This window comes from Halanaerobium saccharolyticum (assembly GCF_003053565.1).
In the GTDB taxonomy this organism is placed as follows: domain Bacteria; phylum Bacillota; class Halanaerobiia; order Halanaerobiales; family Halanaerobiaceae; genus Halanaerobium; species Halanaerobium saccharolyticum_B.
This window is the reverse complement of sequence record NZ_QAXS01000012.1, coordinates 24,714-48,961: the sequence shown is the minus strand read 5'-3', so window position 1 is coordinate 48,961 and position 24,248 is coordinate 24,714. Positions and strand designations below refer to the sequence as shown.

General features: G+C 37.1%; 24 protein-coding genes. 1 reads left to right on the top strand and 23 read right to left on the bottom strand.

Features of this window, described 5'->3' with window-relative positions; genetic code table 11:
* Nucleotides 1-4 precede the first annotated feature (4 nt).
* From C8C76_RS06655 to C8C76_RS06560, 20 genes are all read right to left on the bottom strand, one after another.
* On the bottom strand, nt 5-469 hold the full coding sequence (locus C8C76_RS06655) for a hypothetical protein (RefSeq protein WP_108139865.1): 465 nt from the start codon (nt 467-469) through the stop codon (nt 5-7).
* Entirely contained in the window at nt 460-1,203 is a 744-nt protein-coding gene (locus C8C76_RS06650) for a hypothetical protein (RefSeq protein ID WP_108139863.1), read from the bottom strand. Before C8C76_RS06650 ends, C8C76_RS06655 begins: the two co-directional genes overlap by 10 nt.
* Before the next feature lie 2 nt (nt 1,204-1,205).
* The gene (locus tag C8C76_RS06645; RefSeq protein WP_258222435.1) at nt 1,206-1,592 is read right to left on the bottom strand and encodes a hypothetical protein; all 387 of its coding nucleotides are present in this window, start codon (nt 1,590-1,592) and stop codon (nt 1,206-1,208) included.
* Between the two features lie 28 nt (nt 1,593-1,620).
* A complete protein-coding gene (locus tag C8C76_RS06640; RefSeq protein WP_108139859.1) occupies nt 1,621-2,130 on the bottom strand; it encodes a type II secretion system protein in 510 nt (169 codons plus the stop codon).
* Nucleotides 2,102-2,512: a prepilin-type N-terminal cleavage/methylation domain-containing protein gene (locus C8C76_RS06635; protein WP_108139857.1), complete on the bottom strand. Its 411-nt coding sequence runs from the start codon at nt 2,510-2,512 to the stop codon at nt 2,102-2,104. The genes C8C76_RS06640 and C8C76_RS06635 overlap by 29 nt, the downstream gene beginning before the upstream one ends.
* The gene (locus C8C76_RS06630; protein WP_108139855.1) at nt 2,502-2,984 is read right to left on the bottom strand and encodes a pilus assembly FimT family protein; all 483 of its coding nucleotides are present in this window, start codon (nt 2,982-2,984) and stop codon (nt 2,502-2,504) included. The genes C8C76_RS06635 and C8C76_RS06630 overlap by 11 nt, the downstream gene beginning before the upstream one ends.
* Nucleotides 2,985-2,988: 4 nt before the next feature.
* Nucleotides 2,989-3,414 (bottom strand): type IV pilin protein, encoded by a 426-nt coding sequence (locus tag C8C76_RS06625; RefSeq protein ID WP_108139853.1) that lies wholly within the window; start codon nt 3,412-3,414, stop codon nt 2,989-2,991.
* 73 nt (nt 3,415-3,487) lie between these two features.
* Nucleotides 3,488-4,477, bottom strand: a complete 990-nt coding sequence (locus tag C8C76_RS06620; protein ID WP_258222437.1) for a type II secretion system F family protein — start codon at nt 4,475-4,477, stop codon at nt 3,488-3,490.
* 66 nt (nt 4,478-4,543) lie between these two features.
* Complete coding sequence (locus tag C8C76_RS06615; protein ID WP_108139849.1) at nt 4,544-6,208, bottom strand: GspE/PulE family protein; 1,665 nt, start codon at nt 6,206-6,208, stop codon at nt 4,544-4,546.
* A 287-nt stretch (nt 6,209-6,495) separates the two neighbouring features.
* On the bottom strand, nt 6,496-8,070 hold the full coding sequence (cimA, locus tag C8C76_RS06610; protein ID WP_108139847.1) for a citramalate synthase: 1,575 nt from the start codon (nt 8,068-8,070) through the stop codon (nt 6,496-6,498).
* A gap of 9 nt (nt 8,071-8,079) precedes the next feature.
* Nucleotides 8,080-9,147 carry a 3-isopropylmalate dehydrogenase gene (locus C8C76_RS06605; protein WP_108139845.1) on the bottom strand — a complete coding sequence of 356 codons (1,068 nt, stop codon included), beginning with the start codon at nt 9,145-9,147 and terminating at the stop codon, nt 8,080-8,082.
* The gene (leuD, locus tag C8C76_RS06600) at nt 9,148-9,639 is read right to left on the bottom strand and encodes a 3-isopropylmalate dehydratase small subunit (RefSeq protein WP_108139843.1); all 492 of its coding nucleotides are present in this window, start codon (nt 9,637-9,639) and stop codon (nt 9,148-9,150) included.
* Nucleotides 9,639-10,904, bottom strand: a complete 1,266-nt coding sequence (gene leuC, locus C8C76_RS06595) for a 3-isopropylmalate dehydratase large subunit (RefSeq protein WP_108139841.1) — start codon at nt 10,902-10,904, stop codon at nt 9,639-9,641. Before leuC ends, leuD begins: the two co-directional genes overlap by 1 nt.
* A 92-nt stretch (nt 10,905-10,996) precedes the next feature.
* Complete coding sequence (locus C8C76_RS06590; protein ID WP_108139839.1) at nt 10,997-12,517, bottom strand: 2-isopropylmalate synthase; 1,521 nt, start codon at nt 12,515-12,517, stop codon at nt 10,997-10,999.
* Between the two features lie 33 nt (nt 12,518-12,550).
* The gene (ilvC, locus tag C8C76_RS06585) at nt 12,551-13,537 is read right to left on the bottom strand and encodes a ketol-acid reductoisomerase (protein WP_108139837.1); all 987 of its coding nucleotides are present in this window, start codon (nt 13,535-13,537) and stop codon (nt 12,551-12,553) included.
* A 184-nt stretch (nt 13,538-13,721) separates the two neighbouring features.
* Nucleotides 13,722-14,207, bottom strand: a complete 486-nt coding sequence (gene ilvN / locus C8C76_RS06580) for an acetolactate synthase small subunit (protein ID WP_108139835.1) — start codon at nt 14,205-14,207, stop codon at nt 13,722-13,724.
* A gap of 3 nt (nt 14,208-14,210) precedes the next feature.
* Nucleotides 14,211-15,881 carry a biosynthetic-type acetolactate synthase large subunit gene (gene ilvB / locus C8C76_RS06575; RefSeq protein ID WP_108139833.1) on the bottom strand — a complete coding sequence of 557 codons (1,671 nt, stop codon included), beginning with the start codon at nt 15,879-15,881 and terminating at the stop codon, nt 14,211-14,213.
* A gap of 405 nt (nt 15,882-16,286) precedes the next feature.
* Entirely contained in the window at nt 16,287-17,942 is a 1,656-nt protein-coding gene (gene ilvD / locus C8C76_RS06570) for a dihydroxy-acid dehydratase (protein WP_108139831.1), read from the bottom strand.
* Nucleotides 17,943-18,062: 120 nt separating this feature from the next.
* Complete coding sequence (ilvE, locus tag C8C76_RS06565) at nt 18,063-18,944, bottom strand: branched-chain-amino-acid transaminase (RefSeq protein ID WP_108139829.1); 882 nt, start codon at nt 18,942-18,944, stop codon at nt 18,063-18,065.
* Between the two features lie 182 nt (nt 18,945-19,126).
* Nucleotides 19,127-19,702, bottom strand: a complete 576-nt coding sequence (locus C8C76_RS06560) for a hypothetical protein (protein ID WP_108139827.1) — start codon at nt 19,700-19,702, stop codon at nt 19,127-19,129.
* A gap of 122 nt (nt 19,703-19,824) precedes the next feature.
* Here C8C76_RS06560 and C8C76_RS06555 point away from each other — a divergent pair, with 122 nt between their 5' ends.
* Complete coding sequence (locus C8C76_RS06555) at nt 19,825-20,598, top strand: response regulator transcription factor (protein WP_108139825.1); 774 nt, start codon at nt 19,825-19,827, stop codon at nt 20,596-20,598.
* Here C8C76_RS06555 and C8C76_RS06550 read toward each other — a convergent pair.
* Genes C8C76_RS06550 through C8C76_RS06540 form a run of 3 tightly spaced genes read right to left on the bottom strand, consistent with a single transcriptional unit; the run spans nt 20,595 to nt 24,248 of the window.
* Complete coding sequence (locus C8C76_RS06550; RefSeq protein WP_108139823.1) at nt 20,595-21,812, bottom strand: EAL and HDOD domain-containing protein; 1,218 nt, start codon at nt 21,810-21,812, stop codon at nt 20,595-20,597. The genes C8C76_RS06555 and C8C76_RS06550 overlap by 4 nt on opposite strands.
* Before the next feature lie 58 nt (nt 21,813-21,870).
* Nucleotides 21,871-23,757 carry a type II and III secretion system protein gene (locus tag C8C76_RS06545; RefSeq protein WP_108139821.1) on the bottom strand — a complete coding sequence of 629 codons (1,887 nt, stop codon included), beginning with the start codon at nt 23,755-23,757 and terminating at the stop codon, nt 21,871-21,873.
* A gap of 32 nt (nt 23,758-23,789) precedes the next feature.
* Entirely contained in the window at nt 23,790-24,248 is a 459-nt protein-coding gene (locus tag C8C76_RS06540) for a hypothetical protein (protein WP_108139819.1), read from the bottom strand.

Genomic DNA, 24,248 nt, shown 5'->3' with positions numbered 1-24,248 from the left:
TCCATCACTGTCTGATAATAGTTTCCAGCTGAAAATTATATCCATTCTGCTGGGTCAATCTGAGCAAATTTACATTAAAAAAAGTGTGATCAGCTTTTAAGGAATCAACAAATTTTAAGATCAGCTCCTGCTCTTTACTCTCTGCAGTGAGAGTAAGTTTTTCGTTTTTTAAGTGAAGAGAATTTAGTTTGATTTCTTTACTGCAGCCGGTTAGAGTTATCAATAAATTATATTTTTCAGCTGCAGAATTCTCGGCTAAGTTATTTTCTTCGTTCTTTTTAATTAAGGATAAATATTTCAATTCTTCCTGCTGCAGCTGACTCAGTTCTGCCTGATAGCCTTGATTAAGCTTATCCAGAAAAAAATTAATAATAAGCAGGGAAAGAAGCAGCAGTAAAACTATAATTAATAATTCCTTCATTATAATTAAAAGCCGATCATACTTTTTTTCCTTAAAGATCACTGGCATCTGCTGATACTCCAGAGCAGAGAGGTTAAAAAGACAAAATCATCAGCTTCCAGCTCTATTAAATCACTTAAATTGAGCAGGTCACTTTTACCTTCCAGAATTTCCAGCTCCAGATTTTTATTATTTAAATAATATTTTCTGGTCTTATTAATTTCCTGCTGCAGCTCTGTCTCCTTAATTGAAGACTGGAGCAGATCGAGTTTTTTATCTACAGCTGTCAGCAGCGTGTAACTTCCATTTATCTTATAATATAGAAGATAATCAGCTGCCGAGACAATTTTATTGATTACTGAAAATACGGCCACCGGTAGAGCAGATACCAGATAATTGTTTTTGTATTTATCCATATCTGCTGTTAGGGGATCCAGCATCGTTTTATCGGCTGCGAAGAATTTAATCTCCCGCTCCTGCGTCTGCTCAGAAACAATTTCTAAGTAATCATAATAATATTCCTCTTCAAAATTACTTTTAACTTCAGCAAATTTGCTCAAGATACTGTCTTCACTGATCCGGTAAGGGTTCTTTTCCTCCAGGGCAACAGAATGATAAAATAAAGAGGCCGCTGGTAATAGAACAACATACTGACAGTTAAAATTGAACTTTTTAATTTTACCAATTGAAGAAAGCTCTTTAATTCCATCTACAAAATTTATCTTATTGTCTTTGGCTCTGGCAACTAGATTTCTAAGACCATCTTCAGCCGGAATTGTTACAGAATAATAATTATTAAACATCATCACTCACTCCTATATATTTTTTTCTCAATAATTTTTAGACTTTCTTTTTCCAGTTTCAGTTCAGCATTATAGGGAATACTGCCTGCCAGGCTGGCAGTTAAGTAAATAAAGTTATCATCCTCCTCTCCTAAAAGCTCTACTTTCAACTGACTGTTTAATTCCAGATTTTCAGCAAGCAGCAGCTCTTCTTCTTTTAAAAAATAAAGCTGATACTGCAGACCTGCCTCAACAGCTTCAATATTTTGGGAGGCAGTAATTCTATTCTGCAGAATTCTATAATTAATTTTCTGCTGCTGAATCAGAAGTGGAATAAACAGTCCGATCAGAGTAATTAATATTAAATTTATAAATAAAACAAAACCTCTATTACCTGATAAATTCATCATCTATACCTGCTTTATTAAGATTTTAAAACTAAATATCAATTAACCTGCTTATTGTTAATTTCTCGCCATCTTCTTCCAGATAGAGAGTTATTTTTATTAAACCTGAAGCAACCATTTCAAAATTCAAAGACTCAATCCGATCCAGCAGGGCCAGATTTCTGCCGAAATCTTTAAAGCCAGGATCACTACTCCCAATCGCTCTTCCCAGTGAGCTGCTGCCCCCACTCTGATAAACATTAAATTTAAGCCACTGATATTCTCCGCCATAATAAGTAAAGATATCAATTTCCTGACTGCTGATCAGATCAACTCTGCTGGCATTTTTTATCTGAAAAGCTATAAAATCAAGCACTAAATAGCCGTCCAGCTGCCATGAGTTATGCAGATTAAAAAAACTGTTATTCTGATAAAGATCTGTAATCAGCTGCATAAAAACTGCTGCCAGCAGAGAAGAAATTGTAATTACCAGCAGTATTTCAAGCAGAGTAAAACCTTCAGCGGCCTTAATTTTATTTCTCAAGCAGGCTGAGAACTTCATTTTGATGCTCCTTATTTCTGCATTTAAAATCAACTTCAACTTTTAATTTATATAAGCCGTCATATTTTACCCCGTCTTTTTCAAATGGAATCACCTCCACTCTTGTCATCTCATAATCTCTGGGTAGAGATTCTTTTTCTAAAACTTCTAAATTCCTGATAAATTCACTGCTGCTGTCTTCAACTCCTTCAGTCAACAGATCTCTATTTTTATAGGCCTCTAAAACTGATTCTGTCCAGTTTACCGCTGCATTTTTATCTGCCAGAAAAGTATGGACTTCCAGACCTGTTTTAATTGTTCTGCTCATCACTGCCAGTACAGCTCCTGCCAGTGAAATTGTGATTATGACTTCCAGTAGTGAAAAGCCGGCATTATTTTTCAATTCTAACCCTCCCTAATTGATTGACTGTAATTGAATATTTTTGGGCCCCGCTTTTTGCCTCAGCCAGGGCGACTGTTCCTCCTCTTGCGGTAGCAGTATTATTAAACCTGATCCACTCATAGTAATCTCCTTCTACAACTTTAAAGCTTAAAGTTTTATAAAGGATTAAACCGGCAGAATAATATCCTTTTTTCTTAATAATCTTACTGCCATCTTCTTTAACATAGAGATAATAGGGGATTTTAGTTGCATCAGCACTTTCTTTGATCGTATAAATCCTAAAGATATAGGTCTGATTGTCAAGAATGGCCTTATTTCTGGCCCAGCGGAGATCAGCTGCCAGGCTTTCTATTTCCTGCTCAATCTTAAACTCATCTTTAAGCTGCGGCTGATAGCTGACTGTAAATAAAATCCCCATTACTGTAATTACCAGTAGAACTTCAATTAAAGTAAAGCCCGCTTCAACTTTCATTTAACTAAAATGTCGGTTCAGTGGAATCAGGACCAGTTAAAGATGATTCTGCAGTTGAAATATAATAGAATTCATCTGAAGCAGCCTCATAAATTATTAGATATTTTTCAGCATCACTCTGATAGCTGTAATCTGAAGCTTGATTTTTAATACTTAAATCACTTAATTCGCTGCTGACTGCACTCAGATCAGTCTTTGTAATCTCCTCTGGATATTCTCCATGGTCCAGATAATACATCTCGAGGCTGTGCATAATATTATGCAGATCTGCTTTGGCAACTGCTGTGTCTGCCTTGTTTTTTACTCCACTTAAAGCCGGCACCGCCATTGTCATTAGAATTCCCAGCACCACAATCACAATTAGTAACTCGATCAGAGTAAAACCCTCTTCTTTTTTGGCCGGATTTATCTCTTTAAAATTAATTTTCATTAATAAATTCCTTTCTTTCATTGGTTTCCATTAGGTTGAAACTATTTCTGGCTCACAATTAACATCAGTCTAATTAGATGATTAAATAGATCTGAAACATCGGCATCATTACTGCTGCAGCAAGTAAAGCAACAAAAATTGCAGTTAATGTTATTAATAAAGGCTCTAAATACTGCAGCATTCTGGCAATTTCTTCACTTAATTTTTGGTAATAATAATCACCTGCTCTTTCTAACATGTTCTCCATCTGGGCTGTCTCTTCTCCAGTCATTAAAAGATAATAGAATACATCGGGAATATATTTACTATCTCCAAAACAATCTGTTAAAGAGGCTCCCTTTGAAATATTTAAAGTTGTCTGCTCAATGAAATTTTGATACTGATAATCACTGATTATATTTTTTAAAAGTTCAAGAGCAGAAATTAATTTTAAACCACTTTTTAAAAGCAGAGCTAAGTAAGTAGCTATCTGAGTTAAAATTAAATCCCGATAAATAATAGATAAAAGTGGGGTTTGAAGCAGAAAACTGCTTTTTAAATCTCTTCTTTCCTGACTTTTAAATAAATATACAAAAGCTGTTATTAATAATATTAGGAAAATTAAGATTACAATAAAATAATTATTAAATAGCTGACTCAGCTGTAGAAAAAGAACTGTAATTAAAGGCAGCTCACCACTAAATTCAGCAAACAAATCAATAAATACGGGCAGAATAAATTTAAAAATAAAGGCTGCTGCTATAAATACAGCTGTGATCACTGTCAGGGGATAAAAAGCAGCCTTTTTTATATCTTTTTTTAATTTCTCTCTGCTGCTGTAGTAATTTTCCAGGCTTTTTAAAACCTCAACCAGACTGCCGCTTTTCTCTCCTGCTTTAACTACTGCTGTAAAAAGATCTGGAAAAACCTCATCTTCTTCCATTGCCTCTGCCAGGCTCAGGCCGGATTCAATATTTTTTAGCAGCTCATTATAAATTTCTACCTGCTGCCTGTTATTTGTCTGTCTGGAGATGATCATTAAGGCCCTGTTTAAATTCAGACCTGACTCCAGCATAACCCGCAGCTGAGCTGCAAAAAACTTTAGGTCAAATTTTTTCTTAAAATTAATTGAAATCTCCCCCCATCAGGACTACAGTTCAATAACCCTCAGAATTTCTTCCCGGGTTGTAATTCCTTTTTTCAATTTTTCAAAAGCGGCATCTGCCAGACTCAGCATCCCTGAAGCCTCTGCTTCGCTTTTTAGCAGCTCATAGTCTGCCTGCTGGCTGATCAGCTGCCTCAGTTTTGCGTTGATTAGTAAAACCTCTACCGCTGCTGTTCTGCCCCGGTAACCATCATTACATTTTTCGCAGCCTGCTGCCTGGTAAAAAAATTTAGATTTTTGCTCACTGAGCAGATTTTTCTCTTCTGCTTTCAGTTTTCTTTTCTTCCGGCATTCAGGGCATAACTTTCGCAGCAATCTCTGAGCTACAACTGCATTGAGAGTACTGCTGATTAAATAAGGGGCAATCCCCATATCAAGTAGTCTGCTGACGGCAGATATACTGTCAATAGTATGAATGGTGCTTAAAACAAGATGGCCGGTTACTGCCGCTCTAACTGCTATTTCTGCAGTTTCTTTATCTCTAATTTCTCCGATCATTATAATATCCGGGTCCTGTCTTAAAATAGACCTTAAAACAACCGGAAAGTTGAGTCCCTGTGCCTCATTTATCTCTATCTGATTTAATAGTTCCAGCCTATATTCAACCGGATTTTCAACAGTTATAATGTTATTTTTATCTGCAGCCAGCCTGTTTAAAATTGAAAATAAGGTTGTAGTTTTTCCGCTTCCAGTAGGACCTGAGAGCAGAATTATACCAGAATTATAATTGAAAATTTTTTCAAATCTATTTAAGTTATAACTGCTGAAATTTAATTCCTCAACTTTTAAGAGTCGGTCGTTTCTTAATAAAAGCCTTAAAACAGCTTTTTCCCCGTAAATAGTGGGAATTACCGAAGTTCGAATATCATAATTTGAGTTTTGAAATTCAAATTCCATTTTGCCATCCTGAGGTAGATGGCGGACTGTAATATCCATTGCCGAAATGATTTTAATCCGGGAAATTACCGCTGCAGCTATTTCTGCCGGCAAATTATAATAACTTTTTAAAATTCCATCAATTCTGTACCTGACTTTAAAGTAATTTTTCTTTTTTTCCAGGTGAATATCACTGGCCTTTAAAGAAATTGCCTCAGTTAAGATTTTGTTTAAAAGCTTAACCACCGGTGCATCTTCTACTATATTTTTTAAGCTGTCTATGTCTCTGCTGTCAATTTTTTTAAAATCTCCGAGTTCACTCAGCAGTTCCTGCTGATCCAGCTGAAAATAGTTGCTGTAAATTAAATTCTTTGCTTCGTTAAATTCAGCTTCAGACATCAGATAAAATTTAATCTTATCTTTGAATTTGAATTTCAGTTTTTCTTCCAAAAATAAATCCGGAGGATAGAGAGTCCCAAATAAATATTCATCCTCAGCTTCTGCCAGCAGAATCAAACTGTATTTTTCTACCTGCGAGATATCGAGCTGCAGCTTTAAATTTTTTGCTGCTTTAATTTTGGAATGCCTAAATAAATCAATTTCAAAATAGGCTGCTACTGCCTGCAGCAGTTGATCTTCAGTAAGCAGTTTTTCCTCCCTGAGATAATCAATTAAAGCTTTAATTCCTTCAGTTTCTCTTTTTTGCTTGATTTTAAGCTTAGTTTGAGGAGAAAAGCTGTATTTATTGTATAAATATTCACAAAATATCTGCATTATTTTACCTCCTTCCTTATTTCTTATCTATATTAATTTCCATTTTTTTATTATATTTATATAAAATGTTAATAATTTTACTGATAATTCTATTATTCACGATAAAAATTAAATTTCCTGCATATTTTTGTAATTATTTTCTTATAATTCAAAATAATATTTATATAATTGTTAATAAATGTATATTAATAACTATTTTATTAGTGAATAAAAACACAATATAAATATAAAAACAGCTGCAGAAATTACTCCACAGCTGTCACTTTAAATATTTTAATTTTATTTTCTTAGTTGATGCTGATTCCAGCTTCAATTAAGAGCCAGTATTCTATACTATCCAGCAATGCATCCCAGGAAGCCTGAATAATATTGGTTGAAACCCCAACAGTTGTCCAGGATTTTTCGAGGTCAGCAGTCTCAATTAAAACCCTTACCTTGGCTGCTGTACCATCATTACCGTTCAGCACCCTAACTTTGTAGTCAATCAATTTGGTTTCAGTTATTTCTGGATAAAAGGAAACTAAAGCCTTCCTAAAACAGTTATCCAGGGCATTAACCGGACCATCACCATCAGCAGCAATATGAACCTTTTCTCCATTGACTGTCATTTTCACAACCGCCTCCGAGTAGGTTTCATTTTCCCTGTTCACACTGTTGGTTCTGAAATCCTCGATTTTAAAGAAAGACCTGTAATCTTTAAATTCTCTGAAAGCTAAAAGAATCAGAGAAGCCTCTGCTCCTTCAAACTGGTAGCCCTGATTTTCCAGAGTTTTAACTTTTTTGATCAGCTTTTTAATCATCTGATCAGAGAAGTCTTCCAGATTAAAGCCAATTTCCTTTAATTTATAGCGGAGATTGGACTTACCTGCCAGCTCTGAGACCAGCACCCGGCGCTCATTACCAACCAGCTCCGGCTCAATATGCTCGTAGGTATGCGGATTTTTCCGAACAGCACTGACGTGGATCCCACCCTTATGAGTAAAGGCACTTTTACCTACATAGGGCTTATTATTGATTGGAATTAAGTTGGCAGTTTCAGTAACAAAGAAATAGAGTGGTTTTAACTGTTTGAGCTGCTGGTCTGAAACAACCTTTTCTCCGTACTTTAACTGCAGAGCAGGGATTACACTGCATAGATCTGCATTACCACAGCGCTCACCCAGGCCGCCAACTGTACCCTGTACCTGAACCGCTCCTTCTTCGTAGGCAGCCAGCGAATTGGCTACAGCCAGATTGCCGTCATTATGAGCATGGATACCAAGCGGAGTTTCACACTCTGCTTTAACCTCCTGCACAATTTTTGTTACCTGAGAAGGAAGCATCCCACCATTGGTATCACATAAAATCAAGAGTTCAGCTCCAGCCTCAGCAGCTGCCTTTAATGTTTTTAAAGCATAATCTGGATTGGCCACATAGCCATCAAAGAAATGCTCGGCATCAAAGAAAACATTTAAACCCTCTGATTTTAAAAATGAAACTGTATCTTTGATCATCTCTATATTTTCTGCCAGAGGAATCTGCAGGGCATCTGTAACATGCAGATCCCAACTTTTAGCAAAAATCGTCACATAGTTAACCCCGGCCTCAACCAGTTTTAAAATATTTGGATCTTCGGCAGCTTTTACATTTGCCCTTCTGGTTGAGCTGAAGGCGGTTATCTCAGCGTGATCTAAGTCCATATTCTGAACTTCCCTAAAATAAGCTTCATCTTTGGGATTGGATCCCGGCCAGCCGCCTTCAATAAAATCAATACCAAAACGGTCTAACTGTCTGGTGATTCTCAGCTTATCATCGAGTGATAAAGAAATTCCTTCTCCCTGTGAACCATCTCTTAAAGTCGTATCATAAATTGTTAATCCCACAAGTCATCACTACTCACCTTCCTCTTTGCTTTTGAGATTTTGAACCAGATAATCCCCAACTTCATCTGTACTTAAGTCTCCACCCTGATCGGCAGTTACCATATTATTCTCTAAAGCATCTTTAACAGCCTCTTCTACCTTTGGTGTCAGATTGCCATAACCGAGCTCTCTCAGCATCATTCCGGCTGCTAAAACAGCTGCCAGCGGATTAGCTATATTCTGCCCGGCGATATCAGGTGCACTTCCGTGAACAGGTTCAAACATTGAAATACTCTCCGGATTAATATTACCAGAAACAGCCATTCCCATTCCACCCTGAATTTCTGCACCAAGGTCAGTAATAATATCACCAAAGATGTTGCAGGTTACAATCACATCAAAAATTTCCGGATTGCGAACCATCTTCATTGTAATCGCATCAACCAAAAAGTGATTCTGCTCTACATCAGGATAATTTTTACCCATTTCTTTAAAGGAGCGCTGCCATAAGTTGTGAGCATAGGTTAAAACATTGCTCTTATCACAGACAGTAAGTTTAGGCTCTCTGCCAAATTTCTGCGCATATTCAAAGGCATATTTAATTACCCTGTCCACACCTTTACGGGTATTAATCATCTCCTGAGTTGCTACTTCATCCGGGGTATCCTTCTTTAAGAAGCCGCCGATACCGGCATAAATACCCTCAGTATTTTCTCTGACTACAGTAAAGTCAATATCCTTAATTCCCTTACCTTTAAGTGGAGAGAATTCTTCTTTATATAATTTAATTGGACGTAAATTTACATATTGGTCAAAGTAAAAGCGGAGCTTGAGTAAAATTCCCTTCTCTAAAACACCGGGCTCAACTCTGGGGTCACCAACAGCCCCGAGATAAATTGAATCAAAGGTTTCGAGCTTATTTAAAACATCAGCCGGCAGAATATCACCTGTTTTTAGATATCTTTCTGCACCGAGGTCAAACTTTTCAAATTTAAGTCCCAGGTTATAGGCACCATCGAGGTATTCTAAAACCTTAATTCCCTGACTGGTTACCTCTTCTCCGATTCCATCTCCCGGTATATATGCTATATTTGACATCTATACCAGCTCCTTTTTAACATGCTCGATCAGGCCACCGTCTTTAATGATCTCCTGCATAAAAGGAGGAAAAGGCTCTGCCTGATAGCTTTCACCGGTGCGTAAGTTTTTAATCTCACCCTTGTCAATATCAACTTCCAATTCATCTCCGGCTTCAGCTGCTCTGACAGCTTCCGGGGATTCTAAAATCGGCAACCCGATATTAATTGAGTTGCGGTAAAAGATGCGGGCAAAACTTTCTGCTACCACACAGGAAACTCCGGCATATTTTATCGCCAGTGGTGCGTGCTCACGGGAAGAACCGGAGCCAAAGTTTTTACCACCAACAATAATATCACCTTCACTTACCTCATCTGCAAAATCTGCGTCTATATCTTCCATACAGTGGGCCGCTAAATTCTCAGGATCTGAGGAATTAAGATAGCGGGCCGGTATAATTACATCTGTATCTACATTATCTCCATATTTAAATACTTTTCCTTTTAACTTCATTATTTAACCTCCTCTGGACCGGCAATATAGCCTTTGATTGCCGAGGCTGCTGCTACGGCTGGACTGGCAAGATATACTTCACTTTTAGTTGAGCCCATCCGGCCAACAAAGTTACGGTTGGTTGTAGAAATGGCTCTTTCACCTTCAGCTAAAATACCCATATGTCCACCCAGGCAGGGTCCACAGGTCGGTGTCGAAACTGCTACTCCAGCATCAATAAAGATATCAAAAAGGCCTTCGTTCATTGCCTGTTTGTAAATCTTCTGGGTACCGGGGAAAACAAGACAGCGCACATTTTCATTGACTTTCTGTCCCTTTAAAATCTCTGCCGCTGCTCTTAAATCTTCTAAACGGCCATTGGTACAGGAACCGATAACTGCCTGCTGAATTTCAATTTTTTCATCAATTTCATCCAGGCCTTTAGTGTTCTCAGGCAGACTTGGGAAAGCAATTTGAGGTGAAATCTGACTGACATCAATTTCGATAACCTCTTCGTATTCTGCATCCGGATCTGCATTGAGCACTGTATAATCCCGCTGAGCCTTATCTGCAAGATAGGCTTCAGTCTTCTCATCTGCTGCAATCAGTCCGGCTTTTCCGCCAGCTTCAATTGCCATATTGGACATTGTCATTCTGCCGTCCATAGAGAGATTTTCTATTGCCTCTCCGGTAAATTCCATTGCCTTATATAGAGCTCCATCAACACCGATTTTACCGATTGTATATAAAATTAAATCCTTACCGCTGACATGGGGCTTGAGCTCACCGGTATAAACAATTTTAATCGTTGGTGGAACCTTAAACCAGGCCTTACCTGTAGCCATTGCTGCTGCCATATCAGTACTTCCAACTCCTGTTCCCAAAGCACCTAAAGCACCATAAGTACAGGTGTGAGAGTCAGCACCAATAATAATTTCTCCCGGCAGAGTTAGACCCTTTTCCGGTAATAAAACATGCTCGATTCCCATCTGACCGACTTCAAAAAAGTTTGTAATCTCATACTTTTTGGCAAACTTTCTGATCATATTAACCTGCTCTGCTGCTTTAATATCCTTATTCGGGGTAAAATGATCAGGCACAATTGCAATTCTATCCTTATCAAATACTTTATCTACACCAATCTTCTCAAATTCCTTTACAGCTACTGGAGTTGTTATGTCATTACCGAGCACCATATCAACTCTGGCATTTACTATATCTCCAGGTTTTAACTCATCCTGATCAGAATGAGCAGCCAGGATCTTTTCGATCATTGTCATTCCCATTTAGTTAATCACTCCTCTTAAATTCCTTATAATATTATAGATTTTTTGAAAATATTCTTAAACAGCCCGAGCTAACTCAGGCTGTTTTAATTTTATTTATTTTTTGTATATACAAGATATTTATTAATTGCTTCCAGATAGGCAGCTGCACTGGCTTCGGTAATATCTGTCTGGGAAGAATGGCCGGTGAAAATTTTGCCGTCAATTTCGGCGGCAATAAAGGCCTCGCCCAGGGCATCCTTACCTTCAGTTACAGCATCAATCTTATAGGACATCAGCTTAATATCGTCAATCCCGGTCAGCTCATTGATTGTCTGGAAAATTGCATCTACCGGGCCATCACCATTACAGGCTGCAGACTGAATAATCTCGCCTTCTTTTTTGAGCCTGACTGTGGCTGTGGGCAGTAAGCCCTTACCGGTCAGAACGGAGATATATTCCATCTCATAGATTTTCTCATAATCATAAAGCTCATTATCTAAAAGAGCAATAATATCTGCATTGCTCACATTTTTCTTTTTATCTGCCAGGTCTTTAAAGCGCTTAAAGAAGCCTTCAAAGCTCTCATCATCAAGCTCATAGTCATATTTTTCTAAGAAATCTTTTAAGGCATGGCGGCCGGAGTGCTTACCTAAGACCAGCTTGTTGTGGTCGAGACCGATGGTTTTAGCATCCATAATCTCATAGGTAGTTCTTTCCTTAATCACACCATCCTGATGGATTCCTGCCTCATGGGCAAAAGCATTGGCACCAACAATAGCCTTATTGGCCTGCAGAGAAATACCGGTAGAATTGGCAACCAGTTTAGAGAGTCTGGCAATCTGAGTTGTGTCCTGAGTTATATCCAGGTCATAATAATCCTGTCTGGTATATAAAGCCATTACAATTTCTTCTAAGGCTGCATTACCTGCCCGCTCACCAATCCCGTTGACTGAGACCTCAACCTGGGTTGCCCCATTTTCGATAGCTGCCAGTGAATTGGCTACTGCCAGTCCCAGATCATTGTGGCAGTGAACACTGATTTCTGCCTGCTCGATATTGGGAGTCTTTTCCCTGATATCTTTGATCAGCTGCCCAAATTCTGAAGGGACAGCATAACCTACTGTATCCGGAATGTTGATTACCTTTGCTCCAGCCTCGATAACTGCCTCAAAAAGTCGGGCCAGAAAATCAGTGCCGGTCCGGGAGGCATCTTCAGCTGAAAACTCAATGTTATCTGTATACTGAGCTGCATATTTAACAGCCTCAACTGCATTATTTAAAACTTCGTCTTCTGACATCTGCAGTTTATATTCTAAGTGAATTGGTGAAGATGCGATAAAAATATGGATTCTCGGATTTTCTGCATCTTTTACAGCCTCCCAGGCGCGGTCGATATCACTCTTCCGGCATCTGGCCAGAGCTGCAACTTCAACTCCCTTTACATTTTCGGCAACCATTTTAACTGCATTAAAGTCACCATCTGAAGAAATCGGGAAGCCGGCTTCAATTACATTGACCTTCATCTTGGCCAGCTGTTTGGCAATTGCCAGCTTTTCCTCCGGGATTAAAGTGACCCCCGGAGACTGCTCACCATCTCTTAGTGTTGTATCAAATATTTTAACGCTTGCCATTTTATTTCACCACCTTTAGTCTGTCCTCGATAATTAATCAATCCAGGACATCATCTTTCTTAATTTGCGTCCTACTGCTTCTATCTGAGAATTTTCGTCTTTTTCGGTTAGAGAATTAAATACAGGGCGGTTTGCCTGGTTTTCTAAAATCCACTCTCTGGTGAATTTACCGGTCTGAATATCTTCTAAAACAGCCTGCATATTTTCTTTAACATGCTCGTCGATTACCCTCGGTCCGGAAACTAAATCTCCATACTGAGCTGTATCCGAAATAGAATCACGCATGGTAGAAATTCCGCCTTCAAACATCAGATCAACGATTAATTTAAGCTCATTTAAAACTTCAAAGTAGGCAATTTCCGGCTGGTAACCTGCTTCAACTAAGGTTTCAAAACCTGCTTTAACGAGGGCTGTTGTTCCCCCACATAAAACTGCCTGCTCACCAAAGAGATCAGTTTCTGTTTCTTCTTTAAAGGTTGTTTCGATAACTCCAGCGTGGGTACAGCCAATTCCTTTAGCATAAGCTAAACCTAAATCATATGCCTTACCTGTATAATCCTGATATACAGCCAGTAATCCGGGAACACCTTTACCGTCTTCATATAATCTGCGCACTAAATGGCCAGGTGACTTGGGAGCTACCATAAAGACATCAACATCTTTCTGGGGTACAATCTGATCATAGTGAATATTTAAACCGTGGGAAAAGACTAAAGCATTACCTTCTTCCAGATTGGGCTCAATATCATTTTTATAGACTGAAGCCTGTTTGATATCTGGAATTAAAATCTGAATTACATCTGCCTTAGCTGCTGCTTCTGCAGTTGTCAGTACTTCAAAGCCATCCTCTTCTGCTACCGGCCAGCTTGAGCTCTCTTTTCTTAATCCAACTACTACATTAACTCCACTGTCCTTTAAGTTCTGAGCCTGGGCATGTCCCTGACTACCATAACCTATAACTGCTACTACCTTATCCTCTAAGTACTTTAAATCTGCATCTTTATCGTAATATATTTCCATTCTTATCTTCTCCTTTTATGTTCTTATATTTTTAATTAAATTGATAATAAAATTAACAGGACTTAATATCTGGAAGTAAGACTTTTCAGTATCATTCTGACGCACTCGATGTGCTAATACTGAGCTATCCTTGCGTTATTAAAGAGAGCTCAGTGCTACCTCTGGCCTCTTACATCCTACTTCTTTATTTAGCTGCCTGGCCTCTGCTTAAGGCCACTGTTCCTGTCCTTACAAATTCTGCTATACCGAAATCCCTCAATAGTTCTGTTAGAGCTTCCAGCTTATCTTCTGTACCTGTGGCCTCAATCATCAGGCTGTCAGGTGCGACATCAACAATCTGGGCTCTAAATGTGTCAGCAATCTGAATAATCTCCGACCGCTGCTTGCGAGTACACTTAACTCTGATTAAAATTAAGTCTCTTTCCACAATTGAATTCTTATCAAGCTCAGTAATCTTTAAAACATTAATCAGCTTATGCAGCTGTTTGGTAACCTGCTCTAAGACCTTCTCATCACCCTGAACTACAATTGTCATCCGGGAAATCTCCGGGTTTTCAGTTTTACCAACATTTAAACTTTCAATATTGAAATTCCGCCGACTAAAGAGTCCGGCAATTCTGGTTAAAACACCGGGCTTATTAAGTACGGAAACTGATAAAATATGTGTCATAAATTATCCTCCTATCATATCTTTTAAGCCGGCACCTGCTGGTACCATTGGATAGACATTTTCTTCTTCAGGAATGTGTACATCTAAGATAGCCGGTCCATCATGCTCCATAGCTTCCTTTAGGGCACTGTCAAGTTCAGATTTTTTGTCAACAGATTTAGACCAGATTCCATAAGCTTCTCCCATTTTGACAAAATTGGGTGCCGGAATCTTGGTTGAAGAATATCTCTTTTCAAAGAAGATTTCCTGCCACTGTCTGACCATTCCCAGATACTTATTATTAAAGATAACTATCTTGATTGGAATATTATAGGCCTGAGCCGTACCGAGCTCCTGAATATTCATCTGAATACTGCCATCACCTGCAATCAGCACAACCTTCTCTTTGGGCTGACCGATCTGAGCTCCAATTGCCGCCGGCAGTCCATAACCCATTGTTCCTAAGCCTCCTGAAGTGATAAACTGGCGCGGTTTTTTATATTTGTGGAACTGAGCTGCCCACATCTGATGCTGACCAACTTCAGTGACAATTGTCGCCTCACCACCAGTGTATTTATCAATTTCTTCCATAATGTACTGGGGTTTGATTGTCTCCGAGCCATCATCTTCATATTTAAGCGGGAATTTCTCTTTGAGCTCCTTAATCCGCTCCTGCCAGGGGCCGTTTTCTTTTTCTTCAATATAGGGAATCAGTTCCTGAAGTACAGTCTTTACATCCCCCACAATTGGGATTTCTACATCCAGGTTTTTACCTATTTCTGCCGGATCAATATCTATCTGAATTATATCTGCCTGAGCAGCAAATTCATCCAGCTTACCGGTTACCCGGTCATCAAAACGGGCTCCAACTGCAATTAAAAGATCTGTCTCGATGGTTGCCTTATTGGCATACTGGGTACCGTGCATCCCCAGCATCTCGAGAGCCAGGGGCTGATCCTCCGGGTAGATCCCGAGTGCCATTAAGGTTGTAGTTACCGGAATTTTAGCCTTATCAGCCATTTGCCGCAGCTCTTTTTCTGCGCCTGAGATCACTGCACCTCCACCTACATATAAGAGGGGGCGCTCGGCCTCATTGATTGCCTTAGCTGCCTTATTGATCTGCAGTTTGTGGCCTTCAAAGGTAGGTCTATAGCCGGGAAGATCAACTCGGTCAGGGTAGTCAAATTCTGCAACTGCCTGAGTTACATCTTTGGCCAGGTCAATAAGTACCGGTCCCGGTCTGCCTGTGCGGGCAATATAGAAAGCTTCTTTAATTGTTCTTGCCAGGTCCTTAATATCTGTTACTAAAAAGTTATGTTTGGTAATCGGTAAGGAAATACCTGTAATATCAGCTTCCTGAAAAGCATCCTTTCCAATTAATGAACTGGAAACCTGACCTGTAAATGCTACCAGAGGAATAGAGTCCATCTGGGCATTGGCCAGTCCTGTAACCAGATTTGTTCCTCCCGGTCCAGAAGTAGCAATACAGACTCCAACTTTGCCGCTTGAGCGGGCATAACCATCAGCTGCATGGACAACTCCCTGCTCGTGTCGTCCCAGATAATGTTTTAAGTCTGAATTGTAGAGGGCATCATAGAGGTTAATTACAGCTCCTCCGGGATAGCCAAATACAACATCAACATTTTCTTTCTTTAATGATTCAATAATTATTTCTCCACCATTTAATTCTGGCATAGATTCACCTCCGCTGTGATTTTGAAAAATGAATAATTATAAATAGATACAAAAATAGCCCTGAATACAATTATCCAGGGCAGAAAGTTATCTAAGAACCTAAATTGAGAATTAATCGTCTGAAAATTCAACAACTTCCTATTTCATAGGCTGGCAAAATGAATTTTCAATTATTCTGCAGTATATTAGCCGGAAGCTAATAAAAACTACTTTTTAATCTTCTCAATTTATAAAATTCTTAAATGAAGCCGACCCTTCTCTACTACTTACTATACTCATAACTTCATTTATTATTATATTTATATTTATATTTTTACTATACTAAATTCTAGTGCTTTTATCAATCCTTTTTGCAAAATAACTTTAATAATTAGCTAATTATTAAGTTTTAAAGCAATTTTGCCTTTAATCAAGAACTGCTCCTTTAGAAGCAGAACCAACTAATTTAGCATAACGCTTTAAGTAACCGCTGACATCAGGTACAAAAGGCTCTACTTTTTCCATTCTAGCTGCTAATTCTGCTTCAGTTAATTCTACTTCCAGAATAAATTGATCCATATCGATATGAATAATATCTCCCTCTTCTAGGGCTGCGATTGGTCCACCTGCTGCTGCCTCGGGAGAAACATGACCGATTGCTGCTCCTCTGGTTGCACCTGAAAAACGACCATCAGTAATTAGAGCTACACTGTCATCAAGTCCCATTCCTGCTAAAGCAGAAGTTGGGGAAAGCATTTCTCTCATTCCAGGTCCACCTTTTGGTCCTTCATTTTTAATAACTACCACATCACCGGGCTTAATCTCTCCCTTATTAATAGCTGTAATTGATTCTTCTTCACTCTGATAGATTCTTGCCGGTCCGCGGTGCTCCATCATTTTCGGATCAACTGCGGCTCTTTTGACAACTGAACCTTCAGGAGCTAAATTTCCCTTTAAAATAGCCAGTCCACCACGTTTGTGATATGGGTCATCTAAAGGTCGAATAATCTCATGATCAACAAAATTAATTGACTTTAAATTTTCCTTCAAGGACTTACCTGTAACTGTGACAGTATCTAAATTAATTAAATCTCCTTTAACCAGTTCATTAATTACCGCATGGATCCCGCCGGCTGCGTTTAAGTGTTCCATATGATTTTTTCCGGCTGGAGTTAAAGAACAGATATGTGGTACCTGGTCACTAATCTCGTTAAATTTATCCAGAGGAAGGTCTATACCTGCCTCATGAGCAATTGCTGGTAAATGCAGAGCTGTATTGGTAGAACAGCCTAAAGACATATCAACAGTTATTGCATTCTCAAAAGACTTTTCAGTCAAGATATCAGAGGGCCGAATATCATTTTCGACCAGTCTCATCACTGCTTTTCCTGCTGCCTTGGCAAGTCTGATTCGATCAGCCTTAACTGCTGGAATAGTTCCATTTCCCGGTAAAGCCAGTCCTAAAACCTCTGCTAAAGAATTCATAGAATTAGCTGTAAACATACCGGCACAGGAACCGACACCAGGACAGGCAGAACGTGCAATCTGATCCAGTTCTTCTTCCTCCATTTCGCCGGAAGTTACAGAACCAACTGCCTCAAACACATTGTGCAGGTCAATTGCTTCACCACAGCGGCTGCCGGCATTCATCGGACCACCACTGATTACAATTGCCGGAATATCAAGTCTGGCTGCTGCCATCATCATCCCGGGCACAATCTTATCACAGTTAGGTATTAAAACCAGTCCATCCAGCTGATGGCCGTTGACTACTGCCTCAACCGAATCGGCAATGATTTCTCTACTGGCCAGGGAATAACGCATCCCGCTGTGGCCCATAGCAATTCCATCACAGACACCGATTGTGCCAAAACTCATTGCTGTTCCTCCGGCTGCTGTAATCCCATGTTCAACCCCATCTCTAATTCTATCTAAATGTTTGTGGCCGGGAATAATATCATTTGCCGAATTGGCTATTCCTATCAAAGGTTTATTTATATCATCATCATCAAGGCCCAGTGCATAGAGTAAAGATCTATGAGGGGCTCTTTCGATACCTTTTTTAATCTTATCACTTCTCATTTTATTCCTCCTTATACTGCTAACTTCTCTAATGAAAAACTCGATTATATTTAATTTTTAAATTTATCTATCTAGATTATAGTTACCTATCAATTTAATATAGAGTTAACAACTTACAAATTAATCGGCATATATTTCTTTTCCGGTTGAATTGGCAATTTCTCTAAATTTAGCAATTAATGCTGCTGTCCTGTCTCCAACCTCACCATCTCCAACCTTACGGCTGTCTACTTCAACTACTGGAATAACTTCAGCTGCAGTTCCACTCAGAAAACATTCGTCAGCATTAAAGACATCGTGTCTTGTAAATAGCTCTTCTCTGACTTCTAATCCCATATCTGCCGCTATTTCAAGTACCACTTCTCTTTTGGTTCCCTTGAGAATACCTGCATAGATTGGTGGAGTATATAAAGTATCTTCGGATATAATGAAGATATTATCCCCTGTACACTCTGCCACATAACCATCACTATTTAGAATGATAGCTTCCGGTGCATCCTGCATATTAGCCTCAATCCGGGCCATAATGTTGTTTAAATAATTTAAAGATTTAATCCTTGGATTAACCATCTCCGGGCCATTGCGCCGAGTTGGTACAGTTACCAGTTTTAAACCTGTTTCATACAGTTCTTCTGGATAAAGCTGAATGGCACTGGCAATAATTACAATTGTTGGCTTCGGACACTTACGGGGATCCAATCCTAGATCTCCTTCTCCTCTGGAAACTACCACTCTTATGTAAGCATCTCTCAACTCATTGGCTCTAATAGTCTCTAAAATTGCAGTTTCCATTTCTTCTCTGCTTAGAGGAATATCGAGCATAATAGTTTTTGCTGACTCATATAATCGTTTAATGTGCTGATCCAGCATAAAGACACGGCCGTTGTAGGCTCTAATGCCTTCAAAAATACCATCACCATATAGATAACCATGGTCAAAAACTGAAACCTTTGCCTGATCTTCCGGGACAATTTCTCCGTTTAAATAAATATTTCTACTCACTACTTTGTCCTCCTTGGATTTATTTGAATTTTAAATAAAGTATAAACTTTTTTATTATAGAGATAGCATTTTATTTAATATTTATTGCTTATAAATTATATAGTTTAATAATTAAAATGTCAAGCTTTAGGGCAAGAAAAAAGCTCCCATTTAAAGGGAGCGGATTTAATTACTAAATTTTTTTAATTGAGAAATGAACCGCGAATTTCCAACCCTAAATAATAAATATTATTTGTTGTTTCAGTTTCGTACTCTAAATTATCCAGATTATCATATTCTTTATCTTTATTTAATGTCCTGTTATAACCAAAAAACATAGTTTTATCTTCTTTAAATTCATAATTAATAAATAGATCAATTAGGCTGCTTCGGGACTCTTCACTATCCCTATAGTCATTATAAGTATATTTTTTCCAGGGTTGATAGGCATATTTGCTGTGGAAAGTTAGATTATCACTTAAGGCGGTATCAAAAATTAAAATATAAGCAGTTGTACCGTTGTCATAATCAAATTTATTAGAAGAAGAATTAAAGATATCTCTTTCCCTGCCATAATTCATCCTACCAACTAGTGGACTTAGTCTAAATTCTCCTTTTTTTAATTCACCTGGATCTAAAGGTCTTATGTAATCTAACTGCCAGTCGGACATCAGCATATTATCCAGACCATAAAAATTTGCAAATTGGGCCGAAGCCCCACAACTGAAGATAAAAATAAATACCACAATTAATCCCACTACAAAACTTTTTCTACTCATAAATACTTCCTCCTTTATTTTTTGCAGGAATTTTTATAAAAATCCTGAATTATATACCCAGAATATCATTTTTTTAAAATAATTTATATTACCCAAAAGTATAATATTAAGGAGGATCTATTTTGCAAAATAATAGTAATTATAAGATTGACTGGAAAAATATTTTTAGCTTTATTTATGAAACAGGAAGAATTACTAATTTAAATGACTATTCCTATTATTTTTTGCAAAAATTAAATAAATTGATACCTTTTTATGCAGCAAATTTTTTTCTTTTTGATGAAAATGAAGAGATAATTGACAGCCCGGTCTGCTTTAATGTAAGTGATCAGGCTCTTAATGCTTACAATAATTACTATTATAAAATTGATGCAATCAAGGAAATAGCATTTAATCAAATAGAGCCCAGCAGAAGCTCTGATCTCATGGATTATAAAAAATGGGTTAATACAGAATATTTTACTGATTTTCTGGGTAAAAACCATCTATACTATTCCTGTGGAATTTATATTCATCATCAGGAACGGCTCCTGGGTACAATTAGCCTTTTTCGCGACCAAAACGATAAAGACTTTTCGCTTAAAGAATTGCTCTATCTAAAATTAATTAGTCAGCAGTGTTCTAATCAGCTTAATAAGTTATTTATGATAAATAAATTAGAAAGAAAAATTAAGGAAAACCGAAGTCAGCTTCTGGAAAAAGCGGAACAAAAATTTCAGTTAACTGAGAGGGAAAAAGAACTGTTGAAATTATTAATTGAAGGTAAAAACAATAAGGAAATTGCACAGAACTTATTTATCTCTATTAATACAGTAAAAAAACACCTCAGTCATATTTTTAATAAGACTGAGGTTAAGAATAGAACTGAATTAGTCAGTTTGATTTTTAAAGCTTAATAATTCTCAAAAGCCTTGATTATTTCCTCACTCTTTTCTAAAGAATTAATATATTTACGAGAAATAATATCATAGTCCAGAGAATAACCCTCTAAGTATTGCTGACACTGCTTAAAGTTTAGCTTTTCAAATGACTCAATCAAACTCAGCAGATCACCTAACTTCCCTTCTTTACTGATTAATGCCTGTTTAAATTCTCCAAAAAGAGAAATTTCTTCTAAAACATCTGCAATATCTCTGTCTAAATAACCATCAATAACAGACAATAATCCTAATACAAAAAGATTGTTAGACTTATCATCAGAAAAATACTCAGATAATGATTCTGCAAAATTAGCTCTTAAAACGGCTGTTTTAAATAAAACATCAGGCTTATTGCTATTTAAACCCTTAAGAAAATAAAGCAAGCTCCATTTTCTTAACTTATCAACCCCCAGTAATACTATAGCCTGTCTAATTGATTTTACGTCATACCCAAAATGAGCTGAGTTAATAATTCTCAACAAACTGTAGGACATTGAAAAATCCGACCTGACTATTTCTTCTAGAGTTTTAAATTCAGGCTCTTCTTTATTGAGCTCTTCCATCATTTTGAAAAAACTAAACTCATAAGAATTACTTTCTCTGGTCTGAATAATTTCAGGTTTAGTGAAAAAATAACCCTGAAAATAACAATATCCCATCTTAACAGCCATCATATAATCAGCATGAGTTTCAATTTTTTCTCCAAGAAACTTAAGATTAGGATTGTATATTTGACAGCTTTCAATTATATTTTTTCTTTCAGCACCATTGATAGCTAAGAAATCTATTTTGATAAAATCCGCTAATTCAACTAAAGAGATTAGATTTTTCGAAAAAATAAAATCATCAAGTACTATTTTAAATCCTCTATCTTTATAAGTTTTAAGAACATAAAGTAGATGGCTGTCAACTTTAACATTTTCGAGAACTTCGAGATATACATTTTCAGGATTCAATAGATCAGGTATTCCCTGCTTTAATAACTTATCAGTAAAATTAATAAAAGCTGGTTTTCCTTCAGTTAAATTCTTAAATCCTATGGATTCTAAAGTGTTTGAAATAACCTGAGCAGTTGCTTTATCCCCATCAAAATTTTCTGTACCAGTATCTCCACCTCTAAATAAAAGTTCATATGCAAAAACATTTTTATTTTTATCCAATATTGGTTGTCTTGCCACTACTGCAGCCATAAAATCATCCTAATAATAGTATTATTGAAATGAGGCTGAATTTTTCAGCCTCTTTAATTTAGTTGTTGAGGATTTCTTCCAGCTCCTCAGGTGTTAATTCCTGATATTCTTTTTCTTTGTTATCGTCTTTTAGTGACTCGAGAATTTCTTTTCTAGTTTTACTTCGTTGTTCTAAGTATTCATTTATTATTTCTTCCTTGGATTTTTCCAATTCTTGTTTCATTTCACTTTGTTTTTCTTTATCTAACTTAATCTCGTTCTGAACATCAGAAGCCAATTTTTCACTTCGAGGATTAATAACATTTTTAGTTGTCACTTCATCACCATATTTAATGATATGAGGGGTTACAAAAATTATTAATTCATTGGTTGAGTCACTCGGTTCTCTAAATTTAAATAACTCACCAAAAAGAGGTAAATCACCGAGCAAAGGAATTTTGGTAATCATTCCTTCGCTGTCAGTCTGGATTAATCCTCCTACAGCAAAGGTTTCATTATTTTTTAGTCTAAGTGTTGTCTCTACACTTCTACTCTTCTTGGCAGGAGGAGCACTTTCTCCCTCTCCACTTTGAGAGTCAACTACTTCATTAAAACTGCTTACTGTTGGCGCTATTTTTAATTCAATTTCATCATTTTCAGTTATCCAGGGAGTAAATGTTAATTCCACTCCTGCTTCTGCATATTCCCAACTGCTGGTTTTATCACCATTTTCATCTGTAGTAACAACCTCATAAGGTTCTTCTTCTAAAATAGATAAATTTGCCTCTTCTCCATTTAAAGTCATTAATTTAGGACTTGCAAGTGTAGTGGTATTAGTAGAGGTATCTAAGGCTTTGAAAATATCTGGCCAGGTAAAATCTATCTCCTCTATTTTATAATTCTCACCACCGGAACTTACCTCTGATTCTCTGATGATATCAAAAACCCCGGTATGTTCAATCCCCAATTCCCGTGAAAATTCAGAAGAAATTTCTTCCACCCGCGTTTCAATTACCACCTGATACTGAGGCTTGTTAATTTCTCTTATCAATTCAACTACATTATCTAACTTATTTTTAGCTCCATTAATAATAATTTCTTTGCGCTTGGCATTAACATGAAGACTAACCTCTGGATAAAACTTACCAACTATTTCAGTTATCTGTTCACTATCTACATAATCAACTCTAATATTTCTTGTTTCCGGCTCTAAACTCTGATCATAGGTCTTGGCCATTGAGATAGCTTCTTTAACCAAAGACTCTTCTCCACTTATTGTAATTGTCTCTGTCAAAGGGTTAATCTTATAAGTCAAGTTTGAATTAACGGTTCTTAATTTTGACTGCAGATCTTCCAATTCTGAATTTAAAACCTGATAGCTTTCACTATAAATTTCAATTTCTTTTTCTTCAAGTTCCTGTGTTCTTTTACTACTCTCAATCTCTGCCACAGTTTTAGAAGCATCTAATCGGTTTATCATTTCCTTAATTTCCTCTATATTTTCTTTTTCTCCCTTTAGAATAAACTGTCTGCGGGTAGGATCTAAAGTGATCTGTGTTTCCGGAAAAAGTTCTCTAACCATAGTACCTATGTTATCAAAATCACTGGAATTAACTTCTACAAATTTTGTTACGATATTAGCATAAATACTATCCAGTCTATCAGCTGAGGCTACCACAACAGTATTCCCATCCCACCTATAACTGATAGCTCGAGTTTGAGTAATTAAATCTAAAGCTTTTTGAAAAGTAATATCTTTTAAACTAACTGTTATATTTCCAGAAATCTCACTGTCAGTAATTAAATTAACATCTGCCACTTCTGCAATTGTTCTCAAAACATCAACAATATCTGTGTTTTTAAAATTTAAATTCTCTATTTTGTCCTGTGGTCCGGCAGCAGCTGCTGCTGAGAAAAAAATCATGATCAATAAAAATAAAATTAAAACTTTTTTTGTTTTTATCATTAACCTTGCCTCCAATCAATATCATCTAAAATTTAATATAAAACTTTTATCTCTCTTCCGTCTTTTTTGAAAGTAGCCTCTCCATTTTGATAAGCAGTGAATTCATAACCATCCAGACTATCGCCAATCTCAAGTAGATGTTTTTCCTGCTGATAGCTAATAAGTAAAGCCATTCTTGAATTAGATGCTGATATAACGCCATTTATTGTGATTTCAGGCTCAGCATTTATTTCCTCAACCTCTTCTCTATTTTCAATAGTATTTACAGCCATCTTTGGTGAAGTGTCTAATTCAACTTCCTCTTCTGGAACTTCTTCTAACTGATCATTTAAAAAAAATGGATTTGTTAAATTTTGAGTTTCATTTTCATTCAATAAATTTTCCTTAGCAAAACTATTTAAATCATTATCCACATCAAGGTTTAAAGCAAAGGCTGTGCTATTCAGTGTAATAATTAATACTATAAAAAATAACAATTTCAAGTACTTCAT

What these genes read in the sequence shown, in the direction of transcription:
- C8C76_RS06640 (WP_108139859.1), bottom strand. Translation starts at nt 2,130, where the DNA reads ATGAAGTTCTCAGCCTGCTTGAGAAATAAAATTAAGGCCGCTGAAGGT.
- C8C76_RS06650 (WP_108139863.1), bottom strand. Translation starts at nt 1,203, where the DNA reads ATGTTTAATAATTATTATTCTGTAACAATTCCGGCTGAAGATGGTCTT.
- C8C76_RS06615 (WP_108139849.1), bottom strand. Translation starts at nt 6,208, where the DNA reads ATGCAGATATTTTGTGAATATTTATACAATAAATACAGCTTTTCTCCT.
- C8C76_RS06545 (WP_108139821.1), bottom strand. Translation starts at nt 23,757, where the DNA reads ATGATAAAAACAAAAAAAGTTTTAATTTTATTTTTATTGATCATGATT.
- ilvC (WP_108139837.1), bottom strand. Translation starts at nt 13,537, where the DNA reads ATGGAAATATATTACGATAAAGATGCAGATTTAAAGTACTTAGAGGAT.
- ilvD (WP_108139831.1), bottom strand. Translation starts at nt 17,942, where the DNA reads ATGAGAAGTGATAAGATTAAAAAAGGTATCGAAAGAGCCCCTCATAGA.
- leuD (WP_108139843.1), bottom strand. Translation starts at nt 9,639, where the DNA reads ATGAAGTTAAAAGGAAAAGTATTTAAATATGGAGATAATGTAGATACA.
- C8C76_RS06645 (WP_258222435.1), bottom strand. Translation starts at nt 1,592, where the DNA reads ATGATGAATTTATCAGGTAATAGAGGTTTTGTTTTATTTATAAATTTA.
- C8C76_RS06630 (WP_108139855.1), bottom strand. Translation starts at nt 2,984, where the DNA reads ATGAAAGTTGAAGCGGGCTTTACTTTAATTGAAGTTCTACTGGTAATT.
- leuC (WP_108139841.1), bottom strand. Translation starts at nt 10,904, where the DNA reads ATGGGAATGACAATGATCGAAAAGATCCTGGCTGCTCATTCTGATCAG.
- C8C76_RS06550 (WP_108139823.1), bottom strand. Translation starts at nt 21,812, where the DNA reads ATGGCTGCAGTAGTGGCAAGACAACCAATATTGGATAAAAATAAAAAT.
- C8C76_RS06625 (WP_108139853.1), bottom strand. Translation starts at nt 3,414, where the DNA reads ATGAAAATTAATTTTAAAGAGATAAATCCGGCCAAAAAAGAAGAGGGT.
- ilvN (WP_108139835.1), bottom strand. Translation starts at nt 14,207, where the DNA reads ATGACACATATTTTATCAGTTTCCGTACTTAATAAGCCCGGTGTTTTA.
- C8C76_RS06560 (WP_108139827.1), bottom strand. Translation starts at nt 19,702, where the DNA reads ATGAGTAGAAAAAGTTTTGTAGTGGGATTAATTGTGGTATTTATTTTT.
- C8C76_RS06605 (WP_108139845.1), bottom strand. Translation starts at nt 9,147, where the DNA reads ATGTCAAATATAGCATATATACCGGGAGATGGAATCGGAGAAGAGGTA.
- ilvB (WP_108139833.1), bottom strand. Translation starts at nt 15,881, where the DNA reads ATGCCAGAATTAAATGGTGGAGAAATAATTATTGAATCATTAAAGAAA.
- C8C76_RS06540 (WP_108139819.1), bottom strand. Translation starts at nt 24,248, where the DNA reads ATGAAGTACTTGAAATTGTTATTTTTTATAGTATTAATTATTACACTG.
- C8C76_RS06655 (WP_108139865.1), bottom strand. Translation starts at nt 469, where the DNA reads ATGCCAGTGATCTTTAAGGAAAAAAAGTATGATCGGCTTTTAATTATA.
- C8C76_RS06590 (WP_108139839.1), bottom strand. Translation starts at nt 12,517, where the DNA reads ATGGCAAGCGTTAAAATATTTGATACAACACTAAGAGATGGTGAGCAG.